Origin of the sequence: Mesorhizobium sp. C395A (assembly GCF_030323205.1) — a bacterium.
In the GTDB taxonomy this organism is placed as follows: domain Bacteria; phylum Pseudomonadota; class Alphaproteobacteria; order Rhizobiales; family Rhizobiaceae; genus Mesorhizobium.
Genome location: NZ_CP100473.1, coordinates 4,347,818 through 4,372,086, shown reverse-complemented (window position 1 = coordinate 4,372,086; position 24,269 = coordinate 4,347,818). Strand labels below are relative to the sequence as shown.

The window sequence follows — 24,269 nt, the reverse complement described above, 5'->3', positions numbered from 1 at the left end:
CAGTCCGCAATAAAAAGGCCGGTTTCCCGGCCTTTTTGTAGCGAACCCGATCTCAGCCGATCTTCTGGCCGGTCTTGGCCCAGTCGGCAGCGAACTGATCCAGGCCCTTGTCGGTCAACGGGTGCTTGACCAGCGCCTTCAGCGTCGCGGCCGGCGCGGTAACGACATCGGCGCCGATCAGGGCTGCCTGCTTGACGTGGTTCACGGTGCGAACCGAAGCGACGAGGATCTCGGTGTCGAAATCGTAATTGTCGTAGATCTGCCGGATCTCCTGGATCAGCTCCATGCCGTCCGCGCCGGTATCGTCGACGCGGCCGACGAAGGGCGAGATGAACGAGGCGCCGGCCTTGGCCGCCAGCAGCGCCTGGTTGGCCGAGAAGCACAGCGTTACATTGACCATGCGGTTCATCTCGGTGCGGATCGTCTTGCAGGCGCGCAGGCCGTCGAGCGTCAGCGGCACCTTGATGCAGACATTGTCGGCGATCTTGGCCAGGATGTTGGCCTCGGCCATCATGTCCTTGTATTCGACCGCAACGACCTCGGCCGAAACCGGGCCCTTGACGATGTCGCAGATCTGCTTGGTGACCTCGGCGATCTTGCCGCCGGATTTCAGGATCAGCGAGGGATTGGTGGTCACGCCGTCGAGCAGCCCCAGGTCGTTCAGTTCCTTGATGTCCTTGATGTCAGCGGTGTCGACAAAAAATTTCATGGGGGTCTCCTGAAAGATTTCCATGTGCATGCCATGCACATTCGGGGTTGCCCTTTGATCTAGACCAAAGTCGGGGCAAGGTCACGCCCGATGATCGAAGATTCGCCCTTTGTCGCAGCCGCGCCGGTGCTGGTGCCGATGCCGGCCGAACGGCCCTACACCTACGCTTTGCCTGCCGGCGTGCGCGTGGTGCCGGGCTCGATCGTGCGCGTGCCGCTCGGTCCGCGCCAGGTTGCCGGCATCGTCTGGGATGGTGCGGTCGAGAATATCGACGCCAAAAAGCTGCGCCCGATCGAACAGGTCTTCGACTGCCCGCCGATCGACCGCGGCATGCGCCGCTTTGTCGACTGGCTGGCGCAGTACACGCTGTCGCCGCCCGGCATGGTGGCGCGCATGCTGTTGCGCGCGCCGGAGGCGTTCGATCCCGAACCATGGATCGAGGGCCTGCAGCGGACCCTCGTCATGCCCGACCGGATGACGGATGCCAGGACGCGCGTGCTGGAGACGGCGGAAGGGGGGCTTGCCTGGACGCGATCCGGCCTGGCGCACGCGGCGGGCGTGTCGTCGACGGTGGTCGAGGGGCTCAAGGCGCAAGGCGTGTTCGAGACAGTGATGATCCCGCCTCGACCGGTGGTCGCCGCGCCCGATCCCTCCTACGCCATGCCGGAGCTGATGCCGGACCAGGCAGACGCGGCCGCCATGCTGCGCGCCAATGTCACGGCCGCTGCTTTCAACGTCACGCTGCTCGACGGCGTCACCGGCTCGGGCAAGACGGAAGTTTATTTCGAAGCGGTGGCGGCAGCCCTGGACCAGGGCAGGCAGGTGCTGATCCTTTTGCCGGAGATCGCGCTGACGCATGCCTTCCTCGAACGCTTCCAGCAGCGCTTCGGCGCCAAGCCGGCGGAATGGCATTCCGACCTGCCGCCCCGAATGCGCGAAAAGGTCTGGCGGCAGGTGGCGGAAGGCGGCGTGCGCGTCGTTGCCGGGGCGCGTTCGGCGCTGTTCCTGCCGTTCCGCGAGCTCGGGCTGATCGTCGTCGACGAGGAGCACGACCCCGCCTACAAGCAGGAGGATCGCGTCTTCTACAATGCGCGCGACATGGCGGTGGTGCGCGGCCATATCAGCGGCTTCCCGGTGGTGCTGGCGTCGGCGACGCCATCGGTCGAAAGCCGGGTCAATGCGCAGCAGGGCCGCTACAGCAGGGCGGTGCTGTCGGCGCGCTTTGCCGAAGCCGCGCTTCCCGATCTCAAGACGATCGACCTGCGGCGCGCGCCGCCGGCCCGGGGCGGCTTTCTGTCGCCGCTGCTGATCGACCAGATGCAACGTACGCTGGAGAAGAAGGAGCAGTCGCTGCTGTTCCTCAACCGGCGCGGCTATGCGCCGCTGACGCTGTGCCGTGTCTGCGGCCACCGCTTCGGCTGCCCGGTCTGTTCGGCCTGGCTGGTTGAGCACCGCTTTCGCGGCCAACTCGTCTGCCATCATTGCGGGCACAATGAGAAGCGGCCGGAGGCTTGTCCGGAATGCGGCACGCTCGACCATCTGGTCGCCTGCGGGCCTGGCGTCGAGCGGATAGCTGAAGAAGTCGTGGCGCATTTCCCCGACGCGCGCACGATCGTCCTGTCGTCCGATTTGATGGGTGGAGTGCGCCGGCTGCGTCTGGAGCTCGAGGCCATTGCCAATGGCGAGGCCGACATCGTCATCGGCACCCAGCTGGTCGCCAAGGGCCATAACTTTCCCAACATGACGCTGGTCGGTGTCGTCGATGCCGATCTCGGCCTCGCCAATGGCGATCCGCGCGCCGCCGAACGGACCTTCCAATTGCTCAGCCAGGTGACTGGACGCGCCGGCCGCACCGGCAAGAAGAGCCTCGGCCTGCTGCAGACTTTCCAGCCGGACCATCCGGTGATGCGGGCGATCGTCTCGGGCGATCCCGAGGCCTTTTACGAACGCGAGATCACTGAGCGCGAACGGGCAGCCCTGCCGCCCTTCGGCAGGCTTGCCGGCGTCATCGTCAGTGCGGTGACGCGGGCCGAGGCCGAAGGCCACGCGCGCGGCCTGCGCCGTGCAGCACCCCAGGCCAGCGACCTGTTCGTGCTCGGCCCGGCCGAGGCGCCGCTGTCGCTGCTTGGTGGGCGCCATCGTTTCCGCTTGCTGATCCAGGGTGAAAAGCGCGCCGACATCCAAGGCTTCATCCGCACCATGCTGGCCGAAGGGCCGAAGCAGCGCGGCTCGGTTCGCGTGCAGGTCGACATCGATCCGCAGAGCTTCTTGTAAGCACAAAGGCTGACGACGCCGCCGGCTGCCCTATGCCGTTTTGTCAAGAAAGCTCAACATCTTAGCGCCCGCTAAAATACGTTCTGCTCATATGCACAGCCCCCGTCCGTTGCGGAACAATCCTGATCAAAGAACTCATGAAATAAATGTTGTCTCCTTTTGTCATGAATTATAACTGGGCCTTTCCGCTCTGGCACTGGGGACCAGGGCATGGATGGGGGCAGCATGCGCAGATTTTTCAGTACGCTTCTTTGGTCATCGGCTTTGGGTTCGTCGATTATGGCAGGCGCGGCGTTTGCCCAGGAAGCCGCTCCGACGGACCAGCAGGGAGCCACCGTGCTCGATCAGATACTGGTCACCGGCCGCAATGAAAGGTCGATTTCCAGCGTCGCTCAGTCTGTCCAGGTCGTGGAACAGGAACAGGTCGAGGAAGCCGCGCAGGAAAATATCGACGCCGCGACCCTGATCAGCCGCATCGTCCCCGGCTACGCGCCACGCAACCAGACCATTTCCGGCGCTTCGGAAACCTTCCGCGGGCGCAGTCTTCTCATCATGGTCGACGGTGTGCCGCGCAACACACCGCTGCGGGACGTCTCACGCATCCTGTCGATGATCGACCTGAATTCGGTCGAGCGCATCGAAGTCATCAATGGCGCGTCCAGCCTTTATGGCGCCGGCGCCACCGGCGGCACGATCAACTTCATCACCAAGCGCGGCGACAGCGACAAGCCGAAGGTGACGGTGCGCACCGGCGTCACCGCCTTCACCGAAAACCCCGGCAAGTCGGCCGGGCCAAGCACCAGTGTCTCGGTCGAGGGCAAGAAAGGCGATTTCGACTATTTCTTCTCGGCGTCCGGTGATCTGTCGCGCCGCACCTATGACGGCCACGGCAACGAGATGGCTTCGGACGCCATGCTTGGGCAAGGCGGCGGCGACCGCACCGGCACGGGCAATCTCTTCGGCGTGGCCGGCTACCAGTTCGATTCCAGGCGCTTCGAGGCCAGCGTCGACTGGACCTATGCCAACCAGAAGCCGGACTGGTTCACCGATTACACGACCAATCCCGTCTCCCCGGATTTCGGCGATCCCTATGAAGGCAAGCCGCTGAAGGAAGATTCGAAATATCTGACCGCCAAATACACCGACAGCGACTTCGCGCTCGGAAACCTCGAGGTCAAGGCGTTCTACAACGACATCTTCAAGCAGTCGCCCTTTACCAAATTCTCGGCCGTCAACAGCCAGGTGTATTTACCGACGAACCCGACGCGGCCGGTGATCCTGCCGCCGGGTACGGACCCGACCGCCGACTTCAACCAGACGGCGCTGCAATCGCGGCGCAGCGGCGTCAACCTGACCGTCAACACGCCGATGGACTTTATCACTCAGGGCAGCACGCTGACCTGGGGCGCCGACTACGTCTTCGATGCCACCGATCAGCAGCTGACCAACGGTCAGGAGGCCATCTCGCCCACGACCCAGAACTCGGTCGCCTTGTTTGCGCAGGGCGAAATTCCGGTGACGGATCGCTTTCGCATCAGCGGCGGCGCGCGCTACGACCAGTTTTATCTCAACGTTGAAGACTTCACCCGGCCTGCCGCTGCCGTTCTGCTAGGCCGGAACATTATCGGCCTGCCGGCGATCCAGGTGACCGGCGGCTCGTTCGACTACGACGCCGTCACCTTCAACGCCGGCGCCGTCTACGATCTGACCGAAAGGATGCAGCTTTTCGGCAATTTCTCGCAAGGCTACAGCCTGACCGACATTGGCGGCTTCACCCGCCGGGCCGGGTTGAACTCCAACGCCGAAACCTGCGACGCCTATGGCACCGCCATCCGGCCGCTGCTGCCGTGCACCAACGCGCCGGATTACGCGATCAGCTATGCCGATATCGCGCCTGAACCCCAGCTGGTGAACACCTGGGAAGCCGGTCTGCGCGGCGATTGGGGCGACTATCGCGGCGGCGTCAGCACCTATCTGTCGACCTCGGACAACGGCGTCAGCTACGACATCGTCAACAACCGGGTATCGCAGCAGAAGGAACGTATCTGGGGCGTCGAAGCCAATCTCGAGGCAGACCTCAGCGGCATGTTCACGCTGGGCGGATCGGTCGGCTATGTCGAAGGCAAATACGACGCGGATCGCGACGGCCACATCGAAGCGAACGAGTATCTGCCGAACAACCGTGTCCCCTCGACCTACAAGGGCCTGGTCTATCTCACCACCCGTTTCGAGAACGAGCTGACCCTGCGCAGCGAGTTGGAGCTGTTTTCCGGACGCGACCGCATCGCCACCCAGGAACTGGACGGTGCAGCACTGGTCAATCTCGCCGTCTCGAAGACGTTCGGCAATGAAAGCGTGCTGAACCTTGCCGTGCGCAATGTGTTCGACACCTACTACATCAACCCTTCCGCATCGGCGACCCGCGGCGCCGACGTTCCGGGTCTGGGACGTTCGGTTGCGTGGTCCTACCAGATCACATTCTGAGGGGCGGCGGTGGCGGTGTCTCTCCAACGAAACGGTGCATTGGTCTCGCTGCTGGCAGAAGCGCCAGCCGATCCGGCGGATGGCGCGCGCTATATCGAGGCGCTCGGCCGCCTTTCGCAGGAACGGGAGCCGTTCGTGCTCCTGGTCGATATCCGCATCGAGATCGCGCTGAGCGACGCCCAGCGCAAGGCGCAAAACCTCTGGTACAAGGCGGAACGCGAGCAGCTCGAAAAAGCCTGCCGCGCCTGTGCGCTGGTGCGCCCCGCCGCCGACGAGAACATGCAGCGCGTCTGGCAAAGCCTGTTCGGCTTTCCAGTGCTCGTCACCCGCAGCCGGGCGGAGGCCGGCGCCTTCCTGAACGGTTACGCACCGAAGGACTATGTCAAATGAGCGCCGACGCAGACCGGCCGGCGCCCGCCGGGCTTTCGCGCCTGCGGCTTTTCGTCGTTCTCGCCTGCCTTTATCTGGCGCAGGCCATCCCGAGCTATCTGTTTGCCGCGGCGATCCCGCCGATCCTGCGCGAGCAAGGCGTGTCGCGCACCGCCATCGGCATGATGGCGCTGCTGATGCTGCCGCTGGTGCTGAAATTCCTATGGGCGCCGCTGGTCGACCGCTTTCGGCCAATGGCCCGCGCCCATCGCGCCGGCTGGGTCATCATCACCCAGATCGGCGTCATCGCCGGCATCGCCGCCATGCTTTGGATCGAGCCGACCGATGTCGCCGGTATCTTTGCCGTCGGCCTTGTCGTGAGCCTGTTGATGTCGACCCAGGACATCGCCACCGACGGCTACGCGGCCAAATATCTCGACCCGAAGGACAGGCCGATCGGCAATGCGATCCAGGGCGGCGCCGTCGCGCTCGGCGTCGTTCTCGGCGGCACGCTCGGCCTGTTGGCTTATCATCATGCCGGCTGGCAAACCATGGTGGCCATGGTGGCCGCGCTGTCCATCATCCCGCTGGTCGCCGCCTTCGCCATGCGCGAGACCGATCCCGTCGCCAGCGCGCTGCAGGCGGCCATCGACCGCCCCTCGATCATGCGTTTCCTGCGCCGGCCCGAGGCACGCCAGATCCTGTGGATCGCGCTCATCTACCGCGCCAGCGAGGGGCTGGTGAAGTCGATGGAAGGCTCCTATCTCGTCGATGCCGGCGTGCCGCTCGACATCATCGGTTATCTCTCGGGGGGTGCTGCGCTCACCGTCGGGCTTGGCGGCTCGGCGTTGGCGGCGTGGCTGCTGCACAAGCGCGGCGCCGCCTCGGTGCTCGGCCTGCTCGGCGCGCTGCGCACCATCTGCTTCCTGATCTTCGCGCTGCACGCTTTCGGCGCTATCGCCGGCTTCTGGCCGATCTTCGGCGCCTCGTTCCTGCAGACGCTGGTGCGCTACATGGAGATCGTGGCGCTCTACAGCCTGTTCATGTCCGTCACGTCGTCGGACCAACCCGGCACCGATTTCACCATCCTGTCCTGCGCCCAGCTTATCGTCTATCTCGTCGGCTCCATGCTGGCCGGCCGCCTCGCCGACATGCTCGGCTACTCCGCGCTGTTCACCCTGGCGACAGTGCTGTCGGGCGTCGCCGTGGTGGCGACCTATCGCATGCTGAATGCCCATTTCGCCGATGCCGCAAAAGCCCAGCCGGGTACTCCGATGCAGCCGCTGCCGGAGGTCGCCGAATGAGCGCGGTTTGGCTAGTGCTTGCGAACCATGGCAGCGAGACAGGCAGCGGCCAGCGCCAGCGCCGCGCAGTCGGCCAGCGGCGCAAAGGGCCAGAGCGTGAAGGCAAAGCCGCCGGCCAATGCGCCGATGCTCTGGCCGAGTACATGGGTGCTGGTGAGCCAGCCGGCCGCCGCGCCCTGCTCGCCGGGCTCCAGGCGCTTCATCAGCCAGGCGGTGTAGCCGGGTGTCGCCAGGGCAATGCCGGCCGCCGCCACCACCAGAGACGCTGCCGAGGCAACATGGCTGGCCGTGACGGCCAGCGCCGTCATGCCGACGCAAACCATGAGACAGCCGACGACGACGCTGTTGCGCTCCGCCAGCCGCAGGCGCGCCATGAGCAGTCCCTGGACCAAAACCATGACGATGGCGACCAGCATCAGGGCCAGGCCGGTCACCGTCGTGGCCTGCGTCGCACCAAGGCCAAAACGCTGCTGGGCCATCGGGCCGAGCATCATCTGCACCTGTCCGAAGCCGAGCGTCAGGCACAAGCCCATCGCCAGGCAAGGCAGAGCGCGGCGATCGAAGGGCGATATTCCACGGCCGACGTCGGCTGCCTTGCCGTCGCTCCGTCCGCCGGCTTCCCCTTTGCCCGGCGCGAGCCACAGCAACAGCGGGCTGAACAGGAACAGGATGGGCGGCAGCAGCGGCGACAGGACGGCAGCCGTTGCCGCCAGCGCGCCGGCCAGCCGCCCCATGCTGACGCCGGCGCCAAGCAGTCCCAGCGCGGCCTGTCGCCTGTCATCGGCAACCGAGCGGCTGGCCCAGACCTGCGCCGTCGGCATGACGCCGGACGCGGCAAAACCGTACACGGTTCGCGAAAGCATCAGCAAAGCGATGCCCAGCGCGGCTCCCGTGCCGGCTATCAGCAGAATGGCGAACACCGCCTGGCCGGCCAGCATGGCGAGGCCGAGCAAGCGCAGCAGCCTGGCATGGCCAAGCCGCTCGCCCATGCGACCCCACAGCGGCGAGCCGACCAGAAAGGCCGCCGCGCCGACAGCAGTTGCCGCGCCGATGGCAAACGTGTCGAGCCTCAGCCGCTCCATCACCAGGGGAACGAGCGATACGAAGGCCGACTGGCCGAAGCCGATTGCCGAGACCGCGATCGCCAGGCGGCGCAGAAGCGAAGATCGATTTTTCATACCGGTCGTCATAAGACCAAGCTTATTTCTTGTTTATAATAGTTAATCAACATAAATGTTTAAAGACGACGACTTATAGATGTAATCTGCAGTATTATTAGGATTTATCGAGATGCACATGGAACAAGTAGGACCAGAATCTTCCTCTGCATTAAGCCCGTTACTCAACGCGTTGCTGCGGGAATGGAATGGCTGGGAATTCGTCGACGCCAGGCAAACCGCGCTGTTTCGGCCGCAGGCAGCCGTGCTGCGTCTGAATTTCCCTGCCTCGCGCGCGGCGGTGCTCGTCGAAGCGCGGCATCGCTCGAAGGTCGGTTACCACGATTTAGCGATGCCGCTCTGGCGCCTCGATATTAGTAACGAGGGGGCCGATGGCGAAGCGACCGAGATCGACCTTTTCAGCCTTTTGGCGCTGATCCTGGCGGATCCCGACATTGCCGGCCGGGCGACAGCGAAAAGCCGACTGACCTTCCTGCGCCGCAGCCTGGCCAGCATCGCCGCAATCGCTGACGCGACTGCGGCGCGTGGATCGTCGCGGCCCTTCTCCGAAGGCGATCCTGATTTCATCGATGCCGAAAGCGCCCTGCGCTTCGGCCATGCCGTGCATCCGGCGCCGATGAGTCGCGAAGAGTTCACGCACACGGATTCCGCGCGCTTCGGGCATGAATACTGCAATGCGTTCAAACTGCGCTGGTGGGCCGTCGACCCGACCATCCTCACTGGAGGCAGCGTCGAGCCGCTAGATGTCACCGAGATGGTCCGCGGGCTTGCCGCCAGCGATCCGCAGCTGCTTGCTCGGGCTGGCAAGCAACAGGGCAAGGTTCTCGTTCCGATGCATCCGTGGCAGGCCGTACGGCTCGTGCTGGAAGACCCCGTCGAGCGCCTGTTTCGCGCCGGCCGTATCGTTGATGTTGGGCTCGGCGGACCAGCGTGGCGGGCCACGACCTCGCTGCGCACGGTTCATTCAGCTGAAGCCGAGTGGATGCTGAAATTCTCGCTCAGCCTGCGCCTGACCAATTCCAGGCGCATCGTCGAGGAGCATGAGTGCCGGCGCGGCCTTTCGGTGCACCGGCTGGTCAAGGGCAAGCTCGGCTATGCCTTGCAGCGGCGCTGCCCGACCATGACGGTGCTGGGTGAGCCCGCCTGGTTCGGCCTGCGTGACGAAGACGGCCGGCTGATGACGGATACCATCGTCTCGTTTCGCGAAAATCCGTTTCGCGGCACGGGCAATCCGTCGGCTGCCGTTCTCGGCGCGCTTTGCGAGCGCCATCCCGGCCGTACCGAAAGCCATCTGTCCGACCTGGTCCACCGTATCGCCCGCGACGAGAAGCGACCTGTCGAGGAAACGGCGCGTTTGTGGTTCGAGCGTTTCCTTCATGCTGCCATCGAGCCGTTTATCGTTGCCTTCTCGGAATTCGGCCTGCTGTTCGGCGCCCATCAGCAGAACCTCGTCGTCGGTCTCGCCGGCGGCTGGCCGAATGCGCTCTATTTTCGCGACTGCCAGGGCACCGGTTATGTCGAGGAATTCCTGCCCAGGCTGCGCGAATTCCTGCCCGAGGCCGGTCAGGCGGGCGATCATGTCTTCCCAGCGGAAGCGGCCGCGAAGCTGTTCGGCTACTATCTGGTCGTCAATGGCGCTTTCGCCGCCGTCGCAGCCCTTGCCGCCGCTGGCCTCACCAACGAAGACGATCTGCTGGCGATATTCCGCCGCTCGCTCGAGCGGCTGGCCGCCACGCCGATGGCTGACCGGTCCTGCGTCGACTATTTGCTCAACGCGCCGACGCTGGCTGCCAAGGGCAATTTCCTGATCGCGCTGCGCGACATCAATGAGAACACCGAGGTGACCGATCCGCTGGCCGGTTACGTCGAGCTTCCCAACCCCCTGTATGTGAGAGAATACGCATGAACATCGAGGCTGCGAAAAACTGGTCACCCGCCACCGTCGCCGGCAACGAAGGATGGCAGCATCTGGCCTCGGCCGCGGAGCCGCTCGCCATTTGTGCCGGCGATGGCCATGTCAGCCTGGTCAACGCTGAGGGAACAGCGGTGGGACAGGCCCGCATCTCCATCGCGGATGGCCGCCTGCTCATCGATGACGTCGCGTTCACGGGAGGCCGTCTCGATCAGCCGCAGGTCCTGGCGGGCCTCGTCGACGCGGCACTGTGCCTGCATCCTACCTTCGACCGCGCCTTCCTGCCGGCGGCCAAGACGCTGTGGCCGGTTTCGGCGCTGGCCACCGAGACGGCCGCAGGCGAACCGGAGCGCGCCGTCATTCATCGCTCGGTCCTGCGCCAGCTGCCGCTGCTGTGGCGCAGCCAGGCCTCGCATGTCACCTATCCGGCATTGACGACCGCTATCGGCCCGGAAGACCGGCTGCCGCCATTGCGCCAACCGCGCCCCTGCGGCCCGATGTACGAACGCTGGATTCCGGAAATCGGCCTCACCGTGTCGCTGCGGCCGATCGACCGCCGGACCGATCTCGACCTCTTCCATCGCTGGATGAACGATGGCCGCGTCGCCTTCTTCTGGGAACTTGCCCAGAGCCATGAGGATCTCGACAAATATCTCGCCGAGCAGGAAAGCGATCCGCATATTTTCGGCGTCATCGCCAGCTTCGACGGCGAGCCGACCGGCTATTTCGAGTTCTACTGGGCCAAGGAGGACCGGCTCGGGCCCTATTATGAGCCGCACGACTGGGACCGCGGCTGGCATGGGCTGATCGGCAATATGCGCCATCTCGGCCGGCCGAAGACGCTGTCACTGTTCCGCTCCGTCACCCACTATCTGTTCCTCGACGAGCCGCGCACGCAGCGCGTCGTCGGCGAGCCACGCGCCGCGCACCAGAAGATGCTGAGCTATTGCGCCGGCGCCGCCTACGACAAAGTCAAGGAGTTCGACTTCCCGCACAAGCGCGCGGCGCTGGTCTGCTGCGAACGCGAGCGCTTCTTCCGCGAGGTGCCGCTGTGACGGTGCAGCAACCGATTGCCAAAGCGGGGGAGGCGACACGCTGGGCCGCGATCAACCGCGACGCCGTCGCCAAGGCCATTTCCGAACTGACCTTCGAGGAGTGCCTGTCGCCGCGCGAGCTTTCGCCCGGCCGATGGGAGCTGACGCCCGGCCCCGGCGTGACCTATCGCTTTGCCGCGACGCGGCGCCTGTGGGGCCAGATCGCCGTCCGTCCGGAGACGCTGACTCGCGACGCCGGCATCGAGCTGCCGGTCGACGATGCGGTCGCCTTCTTCGCCGACGCGCGCGAGACGCTCGGCATGTCGCCGGCAACATTCTGCACCTATGCGAAGGAGCTTTACAACACGCTGATGGCCGACATGCGGATCGCCAAGGCACGCGGCAATCGACCGGCCGCCGATCTAGCCGCGCTGCCGGATACCGAGTTGCAGGCATTGCTCGACGGCCATCCGAAGGCCCCTGCCAACAAGGGACGGCTTGGCTGGGGACGGGACGACTTCGAGCGCTACGCGCCAGAATCGGCCACCGCATTCCAGCTCTTCTGGCTTGCCGCCGCCAGCGATCGCTGCCTGCTGGCGCTTGACTGCGGGCTCGACGAAGAGGCGCTGCTGCAGGCCGCACTCGGCGACTACGAGCGCGCAAGGCTCGAAGCGGCTTTCAGCGCCGCCGGGATCTCGCGATCGACGCATAGGCTGCTGCCGGTCCACCCCTGGCAGTGGCAGGCGATGATCGCCTCGCAATATGGTAGCGAGATCGCCGCCGGCCGGCTGGTGCCGCTTGGCCAGTTCGGCGATCCGTTCCTGCCCTTGCAGTCGCTGCGCACGCTTGCCAATGTGGCACGGCCCGAGGCGCTGCACGTCAAGCTGCCGCTGACCGTCCTCAACACCTCAGCGTGGCGCGGCGTGCCGGGCAAATACATGGCGATCGGCGCCGATCTGTCGCGCTGGCTGGCCACGGTGGCGGCCGCGGACCCGGTGCTCAAGGACGTCAAGGTGCTGAGGGAAGTCGCCGGCGCCTTCTATCCGCACCCGCACTACACCGGCGTTGAAGGCGCGCCCTACCAATTTTGCGAGATGCTGGGCGCCATCTGGCGCGAAAGCCCCGAAAAGGATCTGCCGGCGGGCCAGCGGCCGATGATGATGGGCGCCCTGCCGCAGCGCGACGCGCATGGCAGGCCGATCGCCAGCGCCTTGATCGAGCAATCCGGCCTTGGTCCGGAGGCATGGCTCGATCGCCTGTTCTCCACGGCCTTCGTGCCGCTCTACCACTTCATGTGTCGTTACGGCGTCGGCTTCATCGCCCATGGCCAGAACGTCACCATCATCCTCGATGGCGCGACGCCCGTCGGCGTGGCGGTCAAGGACTTTCAGGGCGACCTCGATCTCGTCGACCAGCCGTTTCCCGAACTGGCCGACCTCGACGGAAAAATCCTGTCGACGCTGAAGCGCCGGCCGCCGGCGCATCTTCTCCAGCATTTGCAGACCGGCCACATCGTCAGCGTCCTGCGCTTCCTGTCCGAGGCGCTGGCCGCCTGGGACCGCTTCGACGAGAGGATTTTCTATGCCATCCTCGCCGGCGCCATCCGGCGCTACCAGGCGCAGAACCCTGAACTGGCGGAACGGTTCGCGCTTTTCGATCTGTTTGCGCCCAAGATTCCGCGCATCGCCATCAACAAGGTGCGGTTCGCGATCGGGTACGGTGACAGCGGCGAACGCCCTCTGCCCGACCTCGGCACACCGCTCGACAATCCGCTTAACCCCGAGTCAGCCCGGCGATCTCCCATCAGCCCAGCCAGCTCCACAAGGAGTTCGCCATGACCCATACGCTTGACCTCGCCGGCATCGGTATCGGGCCGTTCAACCTCAGCCTCGCCGCCCATCTCGATGCGGTGGACGGCGTCGACGCGCGCTTCTTCGACAGGGCGACGCGGCTTGAATGGCACCCCGGCATGATGCTGCCGGGCGTCGAATTGCAGACATCCTTCCTCAAGGATCTCGTCACCGCGACGCATCCGACCAGCCCATGGTCGTTCATGTCCTATCTGGTCGCGCAGAAGCGGTTCTATGAATTCCTCAACGCGGATTTCTCAGCCATCCCGCGGCCGGAATTCGCCCGCTATCTCGGATGGGTCGGCGAGAACTTGTCTTCGCTGCGCTTCGCCAGCGCCGTCGACCGGATCGACTTCGACGGAACGAATTTCAGGCTGCGTATCGGCCGCGAGCAGGTGAACGCGCGCAATCTCGCCATTGCCGTCGGGCTGGTGCCCAACATCCCCGCCTGGGCGCGGGCGGCGGCCTCCGATCAATGCTTCCACAACGCCCAGGCCGCCAACCGCCTCGATCGCCTGAGCGGACAGCGTGTCGCCGTGATCGGCGGTGGCCAGAGCGGCGCCGAAGTGCTTCTGCATCTGATCTCCTCCGACCGCTTCGCCGGCCGCGAAATCGAGTGGATCTCGATGCGGCCGAATTTCCTGCCACTGGACGACTCGCCTTTCACCGACGAACTCTTCACGCCGGGCTATGTCGAAAGCTTCCATCGGCTGCCGCAAGGGCGGCGTGAGACGATCCTGGAACAGCAACTGCTTGCCGGTGACGGCGCATCGACGAGCACACTGAAGGCGATCTATCGCCAGCTTTACACGCTGCGGCACCTCTCGGAGGAAACGACGGCGGTCAACATGACGCCGCACCGCGAAGTGCTGAACGTGACGCGGGAAGGCAGCGAATACCGGCTGATCATGCGCAACGGCTTCGACGGCGCCATCGAGACGCGCACCGTCGATGCGGTGGTTCTGGCCACCGGCTATGCCTTTGCCATTCCTGATTGCATGGCGCCGCTCATGAACAGGATCGCGCTGGACGAGCGCGGTCATTACAGGCTCAACGCCAGCTTCGAGGTCGAATGGGACGGGCCCGACGACCGCCGGATCTACGCGCTCAATGCCGGCCGGCTCAGCCATGGCATAGCCGAGCCGCAGCTCAGCCTGATGGCTTGGCGCAGCGCCAAGATCGTCAATTCGCTGCTCGGGCGGGCACAGTTCGATCTCGATCTGCCCGATCCGCCGGTTGCCTGGAGTTCAAGGCACACGATACAAAGCCTGCATCATCTCGGCGCCAATGCGAGGATGACCGAATCGGGCGCGCGGTGATGTTGGTGGAGGCGGGCCGAAGAGCGTGGTACGGCGCGCGTTAAGGTTGACATCGACCCGTAAAGCTTTTCTGTGAGAGAGATCGTTCGGTCCTGCTGGAGGCTCAGCGCATGAAAACCCTTGGCCTCATCGGCGGCATGAGCTGGGAATCGACGGCGATCTATTATCGCCTGCTCAACGAGATCGTGCGCGAGCGGCTGAGCGGGCTGCATTCGGCAAAGCTGTTGCTCTATTCCTTCGACTTCGCCGAAATCGCCGACCGGCAGCATCATGGCGACTGGGACAGTGCGGGCGTGCTGCTGGCGGATGCGGCGCGCAAGCTGGAGGCGGGCGGCGCAGAGGGGCTTTTAATCTGCACCAACACCATGCACAAGCTCGCCGACCGGGTGCAGGCGGCGGTGTCGATCCCGCTTATCCACATTGCCGACGCCACGGCCGTCGCGGTCAAGGGCGCCGGCGTCAAGCGGCCGGCGCTGCTGGCGACCCGCTTCACCATGGAGCAGGATTTCTACAAGGGCCGGCTGAGGGAGAAATACGGGCTGCAGCCCGTGGTGCCGGACCAGGCCGGGCGCGACATGGTGCACCAGGTAATCTACGACGAGCTTTGCCGGGGCATCGTCAACGCGGCATCGAAGGCGGCCTATATCGACGAGGTCGCCCGTCTGCGGCGCGATGAGAAGATCGATGGCGTCATCATGGGCTGCACCGAGATCACCATGTTGATTGGCGAGCGCGATTTCGACATTCCGGTGTTCGACACCACGCGCATCCATGCTGAGGCGGCGGTCGCACTCATGCTGCCCTGAAGGGTCAAAACAAGGATCAGGGCTGGGCAGCCACGGCGACATTGCCGCTGCCGGCCACTTTCAGCTTCCATCGATCTGCTTCCGTGCCGGCCAGATTGAGGTGCCCGGTCAGGAAATAAAGGCGACCGGTGTCGGGGCCTTTGGCTGTGCAAAACCGGTCCTGCAGATAGGAGGGAGGCGTCGCCTGACAATACAGGTTGGCCACGATGCTGGCCGGACGCGTGCGCGGCCTAAACAGCCTTCCGCTCCTTCACGAATTGCGCGCCGAAACTGCCGCGCGCTTGACTTCTTTTTGCAGCGACATTCAATGCATCCGGCATTGCTGTGAGGGGATGAAAGCAAGATGGAATTCGCGTTTCCGTGGCCGACCAGCCAGGGCGAATGGCTGGCTTGGTCCAGCGCCGTCGTCACCTTGGCGCTCGGTCTGCTGTTTTTCCTCGCGCCAGGGCTGGCATTTCGGATTCTGCGGCTGCAGGTCCGGCCCGAAAGGGCAGCGGCAATCGCGGAAGGGCGCGGCCGCATGTCGGGCTTCTATCTCGGCGTCAGCCTGTGCTGCATTCTGTTGGCGCAGCCGTGGCTCTATATGGCACTCGGCTTTTCCTGGCTGTTCACCGCTTTTGGCCGTTTGCTGTCGATTATGTCGGACGGCGCCAACACGCCTTTCAACTGGGCGTCGATCGTCGTCGAACTCGTCCTGGCCGCGTTGCCGCTTGCCTTCGTCTTCGCCTTTCTGCCCTGAATCGGCAGCCAATCCAAAGGCTTCGGTTGAACTCTGCGGCCGGATGCGACAATAGTGCCCGAAAAGCATGCGGGACGACGCATTGCGGTCTTAAAATGCCTGTGCTAGACGGCAATCGACTTTCGGCCGGGGATAGCGGAAGCCGCGCCTCCGTGCTTGGAAAAACTTAGTAAGGTCAAAGATTTAGCCAGAGTTTTTGCTCGCGCCAACAATCTGCGGCCCCTCAGACAAGAGAAAAGACGGTCCGTGGCTCAATCGTCATCGCCAATCTCAGGTGTCGCAGAACGCTACGCGGGTTCGCTGTTCGAACTTGCGCTGCAATCGAATTCGGTGGCCAAGGTCGAGGCCGACCTCAACAGTTTCGCCAAGATGCTGGATGACAGCGCCGACCTGACGCGCCTCATCAACAGCCCGGTGTTCTCCAGCGAGGACCAGGCCAAGGCAATCGCGTCGATCGCCGACAAGGCCGGCATCACCGGCCTGACCGGCAATTTTCTGCGCGTCGTCGCCCGCAACCGCCGGCTCTTCGCGGTGCCCGGCATGATCAAGGCTTTTCGCCGGATCTCTGCCGAACAGCGCGGTGAGACATCAGCCGAGGTCACTTCGGCGCATGAACTGACGGCTGCCCAGCAGACCGAACTCAAGGTCGCGCTGAAAGGCGTCGCCGGCAAGGACGTGGCCATCACTGTTACCGTCGATCCGTCGCTGCTCGGCGGGCTGGTGGTCAAGATGGGCTCGCGCCAGATCGATACGTCGCTCAAAACCAAACTCAATTCGCTCAAGCTTGCACTGAAAGAGGTCGGCTGATGGACATCCGCGCCGCGGAAATTTCCGCAATTCTCAAAGACCAGATCAAGAATTTCGGCAAGGAGGCCGAGGTCTCCGAAGTCGGCCAGGTGCTGTCCGTGGGTGACGGTATCGCTCGCGTCTACGGCCTCGACAATGTCCAGGCCGGCGAAATGGTCGAGTTCCCCGGCGGCATCCGCGGCATGGCGCTCAACCTCGAAGCCGACAATGTCGGCGTCGTCATCTTTGGCGCCGACCGCGACATCAAGGAAGGCGACATCGTCAAGCGCACCGGCGCCATCGTCGATACGCCTGTCGGCATGGGCCTGCTCGGCCGCGTCGTCGACGCGCTCGGCAATCCGATCGACGGCAAGGGCCCGATCAAGGCGACCGAACGCAAGCGCGTGGACGTCAAGGCACCAGGCATCATCCCGCGCAAGTCGGTCAACGAGCCGATGTCGACCGGCCTCAAGGCCATCGATGCATTGATCCCGGTCGGTCGCGGCCAGCGCGAGCTGGTCATCGGCGATCGCCAGACCGGCAAAACCGCGATCATCCTCGACACGATGCTCAACCAGAAGGCCGTGCACGACAACGGACCGGAAAAGGAAAAGCTCTACTGCGTCTACGTCGCCATCGGGCAGAAGCGCTCGACGGTCGCGCAGTTCGTGAAGGTTCTCGAAGAGCGCGGCGCCCTTGAATATTCGATCATCGTCGCCGCCACCGCTTCCGATCCGGCGCCGATGCAGTTCTTGGCGCCGTTCACCGGCGCCACCATGGGCGAATATTTCCGCGACAACGGCATGCATGCGCTGATCAGCTATGACGATCTGTCGAAGCAGGCCGTCGCCTATCGCCAGATGTCGCTCTTGCTGCGCCGCCCGCCGGGTCGCGAAGCCTATCCGGGCGACGTGTTCTACCTGCATTCGCGCCTGCTCGAGCGCGCCGCCAAGCTCAACGACGATCTGGGCGGCGGTTCGCTGACCGCGCTGCCGATCATCGAGACGCAGGCCAACGACGTGTCGGCCTACATCCCGACCAACGTGATCTCGATCACCGACGGCCAGATCTTCCTCGAAACCAACCTGTTCTTCCAGGGCATCCGTCCGGCGGTCAACGTCGGCCTGTCGGTGTCGCGCGTCGGTTCGTCGGCGCAAATCAAGGCGATGAAGCAGGTCGCCGGCTCGATCAAGGGCGAGCTCGCGCAGTACCGCGAAATGGCTGCGTTCGCGCAGTTCGGCTCCGATCTCGACGCCGCCACGCAGCGCCTGCTCAACCGCGGCTCGCGCCTGACCGAACTGTTGAAGCAGCCGCAGTTCTCGCCCCTCAAGGTCGAGGAGCAGGTCACGGTGATCTTCGCCGGCGTCAACGGCTATCTCGACAAGCTGGCGCTGAACCAGGTCGGCAAGTTCGAGCACGGCCTGCTCAGCCATATGCGCTCGGCCGGCAAGGACGTGCTGGACGGCATCCGCAAGGAAAAGGCGCTGTCGGACGATCTGCGCGCCAAGCTGAAGGCCGAGATCGACGCCTTCGCCAAGACCTTCGCTTGAGAAGAAGCCGGACGCTCGGGATCAGGTTTGAAGCATGCCTTCATTAAAAGACCTTCGTAACCGTATCGCCTCGGTCAAGGCGACGCAGAAGATCACCAAGGCGATGCAGATGGTCGCCGCGGCGAAGCTGCGCCGCGCGCAGGAAGCAGCGGAGGCGGCGCGTCCCTATTCCGAGCGGATGGGTGCGGTGCTGGCCAATATCACGCAGGCGATCGGCGGCGGCGGCGATGCCCCGGCGCTGATGACCGGCACCGGCAAGGACGATGTGCATCTGCTCGTCGTCTGCACCGCCGAGCGCGGCCTGTGCGGCGGCTTCAACTCGCAGATCGCACGTCTGGCCCGCGACCATATCCGCCGGCTTCTGGCCGACGGCAAGCAGGTCAAGATCATCTGCGTCGGCAAGAAGGGTTTCGACATTCTGCGCCGAGACTATGCCTCGCTGATCATCGACCGCGTCGACCTGCGCGATGTCAAGAAGCTCGGCTTCGTCAATGCCGATGCGATCGCCCGTAAGATCATCCATCTGTTCGGCGAAGGCGGCTTCGATATCTGCACGCTGTTTTATTCGCAGTTCAAGTCGGTGATCAGCCAGATTCCGACCGCGCAGCAGATCATTCCTGCCGGCGTGGCTTCCGCTCCCGCCGAAGCGACCGCCGGTGGCAATGCCGTCTACGAATACGAGCCGGAGCCGGGCGAGATCCTCACCGACCTCATTCCGCGCAACATCTCGGTCCAGGTCTTCCGCGCGCTGCTCGAAAACGCAGCCGGCGAGATGGGCGCCAAAATGAGCGCCATGGACAATGCAACGCGCAATGCCGGCGACATGATCAACAAACTGTCGATCACCTATAACCGCCAGCGGCAGGCGCAGATCACCAAGGAACTGATCGAAATCATTTCGGGCGCCGAAGCGCTCTAGGCGCGACCGCCAGGAGGTCATCGACCTTCTGATGGAGCGTGAGAAACAAAGGACGAGAAGGGTAAAGACGATGGCGAAAGCAGCGACCCCCGCGAAGACGGCCCCCAAGGCGGCCGCAAAGGCTCCGGCAGCAGCGGCGAAGGCCGCTCCGGCCAAGAAGGCGGCCGCGCCCGCCAAGGCCGCGGCTCCGGCAGTGAAGACGACGAGCGTTGCCGTCAAGAAGACCGGCGCCATCGGCAAGGTTCGCCAGGTCATCGGCGCCGTCGTCGACGTGCAGTTCGGTGATCATCTGCCGGCCATTTTGAACGCCATCGAAACCTCCAATGTCGGCAACCGCCTGGTGCTCGAAGTTGCCCAGCATCTGGGCGAAAACACCGTGCGCTGCATCGCCATGGATTCCACCGAAGGCCTGGTTCGGGGCCAGGACGTCTATGACACCGGCGCGCCGATCACCGTTCCGGTCGGCCCGGGCATGCTCGGCCGCATCATCAACGTCATCGGCGAGCCGGTCGACGAAGAAGGCCCGGTCGACGGCATCGAGATGCGCGCCATCCACCAGCCGGCGCCTACCTATGTCGAACAGTCGACGGAAGCGCAGATCCTGATCACCGGCATCAAGGTGCTCGACCTTCTGGCGCCCTACGCCCGCGGAGGCAAGATCGGCCTGTTCGGCGGCGCCGGCGTCGGCAAGACGGTTCTGATCCAGGAGCTGATCAACAACGTCGCCAAGGCGCATGGCGGCTTCTCAGTGTTCGCCGGCGTCGGCGAGCGCACCCGCGAGGGCAACGATCTTTATCACGAGTTCATCGAGTCCGGCGTCAACAAGAAGGGCGGCGGCGAAGGCTCCAAGGCGGCACTGGTCTATGGCCAGATGAACGAGCCGCCGGGCGCGCGTGCCCGCGTCGGCCTGACCGGCCTGACGGTCGCCGAATATTTCCGCGACCAGGGCCAGGACGTGCTGTTCTTCGTCGACAACATCTTCCGCTTCACGCAGGCCGGTTCTGAAGTCTCGGCGCTGCTCGGCCGTATTCCTTCGGCCGTGGGTTACCAGCCAACGCTGGCCACCGACATGGGTGCGCTGCAGGAACGCATCACCACAACGACCAAGGGTTCGATCACTTCGGTGCAGGCGATCTACGTGCCGGCCGACGATTTGACCGACCCGGCGCCTGCGACCTCGTTTGCCCACCTGGACGCGACGACCGTGCTCAACCGCGCGATCTCGGAAAAGGGCATCTACCCCGCCGTCGATCCGCTCGACTCGACCTCGCGCATGCTCGATCCGCTGGTCGTCGGCGAGGAGCACTATGCCGTCGCCCGCCAGGTGCAGTCGATCCTCCAGCGCTACAAGTCGCTGCAGGACATCATCGCCATCCTTGGCATGGATGAGCTGTCGGAAGAGGACAAGCAGACGGTGGCCCGCGCCCGCAAGATCGAGCGCTTCCTGTCGCAGCCGTTCTTCGTCGCCGAAGTGTTTACGGGTGCGCCGGGCAAGCTGGTCGACCTCGCCGACACAATCAAGGGCTTCAAGGGCCTCTGCAACGGCGACTACGATCACCTGCCGGAAGCCGCCTTCTACATGGTCGGCGGCATCGACGAAGCGGTCGAGAAGGCTCAGCGCCTGGCGGCTGAAGCAGCGTAATCAAGGCAATAGGGAGTAGTCAGTAGTCAGTAGTGAATAGCGGCCGGGTGATCAGGACAGCTGTCCTCTCCCTACTCCCTACTCACTATTCCCTACTCACTAAATTGACATGGCTGAAGCTTTCAAGTTCGAACTGGTCTCGCCGGAGCGCCTCCTGGTTTCCGAACAGGTCGAGTCCGTCGTCATTCCAGGCGCCGAAGGTGAAATGACAGTCATGGCGCACCATGCGCCAGTCATGACCACGATCAAGCCGGGCGTCGTCACGCTGAAGACCGCCGGCGGCAAGGAAGAACGCTATGTGGTGTTCGGCGGCTTTGCCGACATCGTCCCTGCCGGCTGCACGCTGCTCGCCGAATCGGCGGTCGCCGTCGGCGATATCGACCGCGCCGATCTCGCCCGCCGCATCCAGGAAGCCAAGGAAGACGCCGCCGACGCCAAGGACGACCAGAGCCGCAGCAAGGCGGAGCAGTTCCTTAGCCAGCTTACCACGCTCGAAGGCGCGCTGCTGCCGGCGTAAGCCGCAGAATGACTTGAAGAAAAGGCCGGGCTCAGCCCGGCTTTTTTGTTGCGGCCGCCATCCTGGATCGTCTCGCATAGGCGCAGGGCCTTGGCGGGATTTCAGGGCGGGCAGCCAGCATGATCAGATCGGGTGGCGGCATGCCGGCTGCCAGTCAGGGCGAGATGAGCTTGTATTAGGCGATGGCGCCGGCGGAACCGCGATTTGGCTGCGGCGGTACAGTCGGATCGGGGCTTGCCCCTGCTTTCTGGTTGTTCGACAGTCCGGCTGTCTATCGATTTGGGGTGGCCGATGACGGAACAGACAACGCAACCGGAAGCGGCCTCGCGATCCCGGTGGACGACGGCGCTGATCGCGGCCTTTGGCGGTCCGTTCGGCGGGTTCCTTTGGATCGGCGCCGGCCGGCCGGCGGTTGCCAGCCTGGTGGTGATCAGCGCCATAAGCATTGCGCTGACATATGTGGGATTCCCGGTTCTGCCGGGGGTCGATCTCGCCTGGCTGGTGGATCTCTCCAGTTTAGGTCTCATGGTCCTGTGGGTAGCGCTCGTCGTGCCTTTCGCGTCACGATACAGACCGAACCGGTGGTATTCACACGGCCTTTCGGTGCTGCTGTTGGCCGTGCTGACCTCCTACGGAGCCGCGTTAGCGATCCGCACATTCCTCTTCCAGCCGTTTTCGACCCCGGCAGGCAGCATGACACCAACGCTGGAACTCGGCGACTATTTCTTCGTCTCGAAGTTTGCCTATGGTTACAGCCGCTACAGTGTTCCTCTTGGGCTGCTGCCCTTCGAAGGCCGGATCTTTGCCGCCGAGCCGAAGCGCGGAGATATTGTGGTGTTCAAATTTCCAGCGGATCCGAGCATCGACTACGTCAAGCGGGTCGTTGGACTGCCGGGCGACAAAATCCAGATGGTCGACGGAATCCTTCGCATCAATGGTGTGGCGGTCAAACTCGAGGATGTTGGTCCGTACAGCTCCGAGGACTCTCCCCAAAGCGCCAGACTGCAACGTGAAACCCTCCCCAACGGCGTTTCCTATTCCGTCATCAGTCTTACGGACAATTCAATAACCGACAACACGCGGGTGTTCGACGTGCCCGAAGGCCACTATTTCGTGCTTGGCGACAACAGGGATAATTCCTCCGATAGCCGGCTCAGTGTCGGCTTCGTTCCTGCCGAAAACCTGGTCGGTAAGGCAGTGCGACTGTTCTGGAATTCGCAAGGCACGGAGTATTCGTCGCGGCAGAGGCTGGACGCTCCGGCGGGACAATAGGCTTGAAATGGGCGGTTCCGGACCAGCTTCAGCCTACGTTTGTCGGCTCCGGTATGCCGAGCGCTGAGAGCGCAAGCACGATCCCGCCTTGCAGGATATGCTCGCGATGAGCGGCGACCAGTTCGATCAGCGTCTGCCGCTCGGGCTTGCCGCTGGCGAAGCCGGCCCAGTCGAACACCGCCGCTACTCGTTCCAGCATCCGTCGTTCGTCGAGCGCCGCCAGCGGCGCGTCGAGCGGATCGGTAAAGTGGGCTTCCGGCAGGTCCTTGCCGCGCGCCTCGCAGGCGGCGATCCAGGCGGCGATCACCAGCGTCAGATGCTCCGGGACCAGGCCGGCCTGGATGCACTCGATGGCGGTAGCGACAATGCGCTGCGGCAATTTCTGGCTGCCGTCATTGGCGATCTGCGCGGTGCGGTGGGCCAGCGCGGTGTTGGAGAAACGTTCGGCAAGTTCGGCCGTATAGGCTGACGTGTCGAGCCCGGCATCCCCAGGCAATGTCGGGATGGCCTCGGCCCAGAGCCGGTCGACGAACGCGCGGATCGCGGGATCCGCGAAGGCGCGGTCGACGGTGACGTGGCCGCTGAGCAGGCCGATATAGGCGATGCCCGAATGGGCGCCGTTGAGCAGCCGAAGCTTCATGTCCTCGAACGGCCGGACATCCTCGACCATGGTGACGCCGAATTTCTCCCAGGCCGGGCGGCCGGCTGGAAACCTGTTTTCGATCACCCATTGCCGGAACGGTTCGGTCATCACCGGCCAGGCGTCCTCGAGGCCGAGTTCGACCGCGATGCGCGCCCGGTCGGCATCGGTGGTTGCCGGCACGATGCGGTCGACCATGCTCGATGGGAATGCAACGTCATCGGCTATATGACCGGCGAGGGCAGCGTCGCCTGAAGCAGCAGCGCCGGCATCGCGCGATTTTGCAAACGCGATCAGCAGCCGGTGCAGCGTTGCGCCGTTGGCCGGAAGGTTGTCGCAGCACAGCACGGTGAAGGGCGGCGTGCCGGCGGCCCGGCGCCGCGCCAGCGCTTCCGCCAGGAATCCATGCGCTGTCCTGGGAGATCCGGGATTGCCCAGATCGTGGACGATATCGGGATGGTTTTCGTCGAGGCTGCCGTCGGCGGCCCTGAGATAGGCCTTTTCGGTGATGGTCAGGGTGACGATGCGGGTGCGCGGGTCGGTCAGCGCGGCCAGCACCGCGCCGGGGTCTTCCGGCGCGACCAGCATCGACTGGATCGAGCCGATAATGTGCAGCGCTTCGCCATCGCAGCCGCGCACCGCCAGCGTGTAGAGCCCGTCCTGTGGCGTCAGCGCATCGCGCGTGTCGGGGCTGCGCAGCGAGACGCCGACAATGCCCCAGCCGGTCTCGCCGGCCGCTAGGCAGTCATCGACATAGGCGGCCTGATGGGCACGGTGGAAGGCTCCAACGCCGAGATGGACGATGCCTGGGGCGACACTGGCGCGATCATAGGGGGGGGCCGCGACCGAGGCCGGCAAGGATTGCACTGTTGCGTTGGAAAGGCGTCTGCTGGTCATGGCGCGGCTTGTCGCTGGATGGTGAGCGGGGCGGGATCTGCTAGCGGCCTAACATCCGCTCTTCCGCC

Annotated in this window: 20 protein-coding genes; 16 read left to right on the top strand and 4 right to left on the bottom strand. The window is 64.3% G+C overall.

The window, feature by feature from the left end; all coding sequences use genetic code 11:
• Positions 1-52: 52 nt before the first annotated feature.
• The gene (gene fsa / locus NLY37_RS21390; protein ID WP_023688874.1) at positions 53-709 is read right to left on the bottom strand and encodes a fructose-6-phosphate aldolase; all 657 of its coding nucleotides are present in this window, start codon (positions 707-709) and stop codon (positions 53-55) included.
• 90 nt (positions 710-799) lie between these two features.
• Here fsa and NLY37_RS21385 point away from each other — a divergent pair, with 90 nt between their 5' ends.
• From NLY37_RS21385 to NLY37_RS21370, 4 genes are all read left to right on the top strand, one after another.
• On the top strand, positions 800-2,983 hold the full coding sequence (locus NLY37_RS21385) for a primosomal protein N' (RefSeq protein ID WP_023732964.1): 2,184 nt from the start codon (positions 800-802) through the stop codon (positions 2,981-2,983).
• 279 nt (positions 2,984-3,262) lie between these two features.
• Positions 3,263-5,467, top strand: coding sequence for a TonB-dependent receptor (locus NLY37_RS21380; protein ID WP_050588438.1), 2,205 nt, complete (start codon positions 3,263-3,265; stop codon positions 5,465-5,467).
• A gap of 15 nt (positions 5,468-5,482) precedes the next feature.
• Positions 5,483-5,857 carry a hypothetical protein gene (locus NLY37_RS21375; protein ID WP_155923829.1) on the top strand — a complete coding sequence of 125 codons (375 nt, stop codon included), beginning with the start codon at positions 5,483-5,485 and terminating at the stop codon, positions 5,855-5,857.
• Positions 5,854-7,140 (top strand): MFS transporter, encoded by a 1,287-nt coding sequence (locus tag NLY37_RS21370; RefSeq protein ID WP_023742206.1) that lies wholly within the window; start codon positions 5,854-5,856, stop codon positions 7,138-7,140. Before NLY37_RS21375 ends, NLY37_RS21370 begins: the two co-directional genes overlap by 4 nt.
• Positions 7,141-7,151: 11 nt before the next feature.
• Here the strand turns inward: NLY37_RS21370 and NLY37_RS21365 are convergent, their stop codons facing one another.
• Positions 7,152-8,318: an MFS transporter gene (locus NLY37_RS21365; protein WP_031246281.1), complete on the bottom strand. Its 1,167-nt coding sequence runs from the start codon at positions 8,316-8,318 to the stop codon at positions 7,152-7,154.
• Positions 8,319-8,562: 244 nt separating this feature from the next.
• Between NLY37_RS21365 and NLY37_RS21360 the strand changes: the two genes are divergently transcribed.
• From NLY37_RS21360 to NLY37_RS21340, 5 genes are all read left to right on the top strand, one after another.
• Entirely contained in the window at positions 8,563-10,224 is a 1,662-nt protein-coding gene (locus tag NLY37_RS21360) for an IucA/IucC family protein (protein ID WP_286440162.1), read from the top strand.
• Entirely contained in the window at positions 10,221-11,285 is a 1,065-nt protein-coding gene (locus tag NLY37_RS21355; protein WP_023726132.1) for a GNAT family N-acetyltransferase, read from the top strand. Before NLY37_RS21360 ends, NLY37_RS21355 begins: the two co-directional genes overlap by 4 nt.
• The gene (locus tag NLY37_RS21350; RefSeq protein WP_050588432.1) at positions 11,282-13,102 is read left to right on the top strand and encodes an IucA/IucC family protein; all 1,821 of its coding nucleotides are present in this window, start codon (positions 11,282-11,284) and stop codon (positions 13,100-13,102) included. Before NLY37_RS21355 ends, NLY37_RS21350 begins: the two co-directional genes overlap by 4 nt.
• The gene (locus NLY37_RS21345) at positions 13,099-14,433 is read left to right on the top strand and encodes a lysine N(6)-hydroxylase/L-ornithine N(5)-oxygenase family protein (RefSeq protein WP_023742208.1); all 1,335 of its coding nucleotides are present in this window, start codon (positions 13,099-13,101) and stop codon (positions 14,431-14,433) included. Before NLY37_RS21350 ends, NLY37_RS21345 begins: the two co-directional genes overlap by 4 nt.
• 110 nt (positions 14,434-14,543) lie before the next feature.
• Positions 14,544-15,239 carry an aspartate/glutamate racemase family protein gene (locus tag NLY37_RS21340; RefSeq protein WP_023742209.1) on the top strand — a complete coding sequence of 232 codons (696 nt, stop codon included), beginning with the start codon at positions 14,544-14,546 and terminating at the stop codon, positions 15,237-15,239.
• A 16-nt stretch (positions 15,240-15,255) separates the two neighbouring features.
• Here NLY37_RS21340 and NLY37_RS21335 read toward each other — a convergent pair whose 3' ends face one another.
• Complete coding sequence (locus NLY37_RS21335; RefSeq protein ID WP_023693181.1) at positions 15,256-15,444, bottom strand: hypothetical protein; 189 nt, start codon at positions 15,442-15,444, stop codon at positions 15,256-15,258.
• 138 nt (positions 15,445-15,582) lie between these two features.
• On the opposite strand from NLY37_RS21335, the gene NLY37_RS21330 reads away from it, so the two are divergent.
• The 7 genes from NLY37_RS21330 to lepB all read left to right on the top strand — a co-directional run bounded on the left by NLY37_RS21330 (position 15,583) and on the right by lepB (position 22,664).
• Positions 15,583-15,978 carry an AGROH133_08824 family phage infection protein gene (locus tag NLY37_RS21330; protein WP_023742210.1) on the top strand — a complete coding sequence of 132 codons (396 nt, stop codon included), beginning with the start codon at positions 15,583-15,585 and terminating at the stop codon, positions 15,976-15,978.
• Positions 15,979-16,224: 246 nt separating this feature from the next.
• Positions 16,225-16,785: a F0F1 ATP synthase subunit delta gene (locus NLY37_RS21325; RefSeq protein WP_023742211.1), complete on the top strand. Its 561-nt coding sequence runs from the start codon at positions 16,225-16,227 to the stop codon at positions 16,783-16,785.
• Positions 16,785-18,314 (top strand): F0F1 ATP synthase subunit alpha, encoded by a 1,530-nt coding sequence (gene atpA / locus NLY37_RS21320; RefSeq protein ID WP_023684101.1) that lies wholly within the window; start codon positions 16,785-16,787, stop codon positions 18,312-18,314. The genes NLY37_RS21325 and atpA overlap by 1 nt, the downstream gene beginning before the upstream one ends.
• A gap of 34 nt (positions 18,315-18,348) precedes the next feature.
• Positions 18,349-19,233 carry a F0F1 ATP synthase subunit gamma gene (locus tag NLY37_RS21315; RefSeq protein WP_023668672.1) on the top strand — a complete coding sequence of 295 codons (885 nt, stop codon included), beginning with the start codon at positions 18,349-18,351 and terminating at the stop codon, positions 19,231-19,233.
• A gap of 70 nt (positions 19,234-19,303) precedes the next feature.
• Complete coding sequence (atpD, locus tag NLY37_RS21310; RefSeq protein WP_023698224.1) at positions 19,304-20,875, top strand: F0F1 ATP synthase subunit beta; 1,572 nt, start codon at positions 19,304-19,306, stop codon at positions 20,873-20,875.
• A gap of 109 nt (positions 20,876-20,984) precedes the next feature.
• Positions 20,985-21,392, top strand: a complete 408-nt coding sequence (locus NLY37_RS21305; protein WP_023668674.1) for a F0F1 ATP synthase subunit epsilon — start codon at positions 20,985-20,987, stop codon at positions 21,390-21,392.
• Positions 21,393-21,917: 525 nt separating this feature from the next.
• Entirely contained in the window at positions 21,918-22,664 is a 747-nt protein-coding gene (gene lepB / locus NLY37_RS21300) for a signal peptidase I (RefSeq protein WP_032892998.1), read from the top strand.
• A 28-nt stretch (positions 22,665-22,692) separates the two neighbouring features.
• Here lepB and NLY37_RS21295 read toward each other — a convergent pair whose 3' ends face one another.
• A complete protein-coding gene (locus tag NLY37_RS21295) occupies positions 22,693-24,201 on the bottom strand; it encodes a mannitol dehydrogenase family protein (RefSeq protein ID WP_023742212.1) in 1,509 nt (502 codons plus the stop codon).
• Positions 24,202-24,269: the final 68 nt, after the last annotated feature.

Coding starts and splice junctions, on each gene's coding strand:
- fsa (WP_023688874.1), bottom strand. CDS start 709: ATGAAATTTTTTGTCGACACCGCTGACATCAAGGACATCAAGGAACTG.
- NLY37_RS21385 (WP_023732964.1), top strand. CDS start 800: ATGATCGAAGATTCGCCCTTTGTCGCAGCCGCGCCGGTGCTGGTGCCG.
- NLY37_RS21380 (WP_050588438.1), top strand. CDS start 3,263: ATGGCAGGCGCGGCGTTTGCCCAGGAAGCCGCTCCGACGGACCAGCAG.
- NLY37_RS21370 (WP_023742206.1), top strand. CDS start 5,854: ATGAGCGCCGACGCAGACCGGCCGGCGCCCGCCGGGCTTTCGCGCCTG.
- NLY37_RS21365 (WP_031246281.1), bottom strand. CDS start 8,318: ATGAAAAATCGATCTTCGCTTCTGCGCCGCCTGGCGATCGCGGTCTCG.
- NLY37_RS21355 (WP_023726132.1), top strand. CDS start 10,221: ATGAACATCGAGGCTGCGAAAAACTGGTCACCCGCCACCGTCGCCGGC.
- NLY37_RS21345 (WP_023742208.1), top strand. CDS start 13,099: ATGACCCATACGCTTGACCTCGCCGGCATCGGTATCGGGCCGTTCAAC.
- NLY37_RS21340 (WP_023742209.1), top strand. CDS start 14,544: ATGAAAACCCTTGGCCTCATCGGCGGCATGAGCTGGGAATCGACGGCG.
- NLY37_RS21330 (WP_023742210.1), top strand. CDS start 15,583: ATGGAATTCGCGTTTCCGTGGCCGACCAGCCAGGGCGAATGGCTGGCT.
- atpA (WP_023684101.1), top strand. CDS start 16,785: ATGGACATCCGCGCCGCGGAAATTTCCGCAATTCTCAAAGACCAGATC.
- NLY37_RS21315 (WP_023668672.1), top strand. CDS start 18,349: ATGCCTTCATTAAAAGACCTTCGTAACCGTATCGCCTCGGTCAAGGCG.
- atpD (WP_023698224.1), top strand. CDS start 19,304: ATGGCGAAAGCAGCGACCCCCGCGAAGACGGCCCCCAAGGCGGCCGCA.
- NLY37_RS21305 (WP_023668674.1), top strand. CDS start 20,985: ATGGCTGAAGCTTTCAAGTTCGAACTGGTCTCGCCGGAGCGCCTCCTG.
- lepB (WP_032892998.1), top strand. CDS start 21,918: ATGGTCCTGTGGGTAGCGCTCGTCGTGCCTTTCGCGTCACGATACAGA.
- NLY37_RS21295 (WP_023742212.1), bottom strand. CDS start 24,201: ATGACCAGCAGACGCCTTTCCAACGCAACAGTGCAATCCTTGCCGGCC.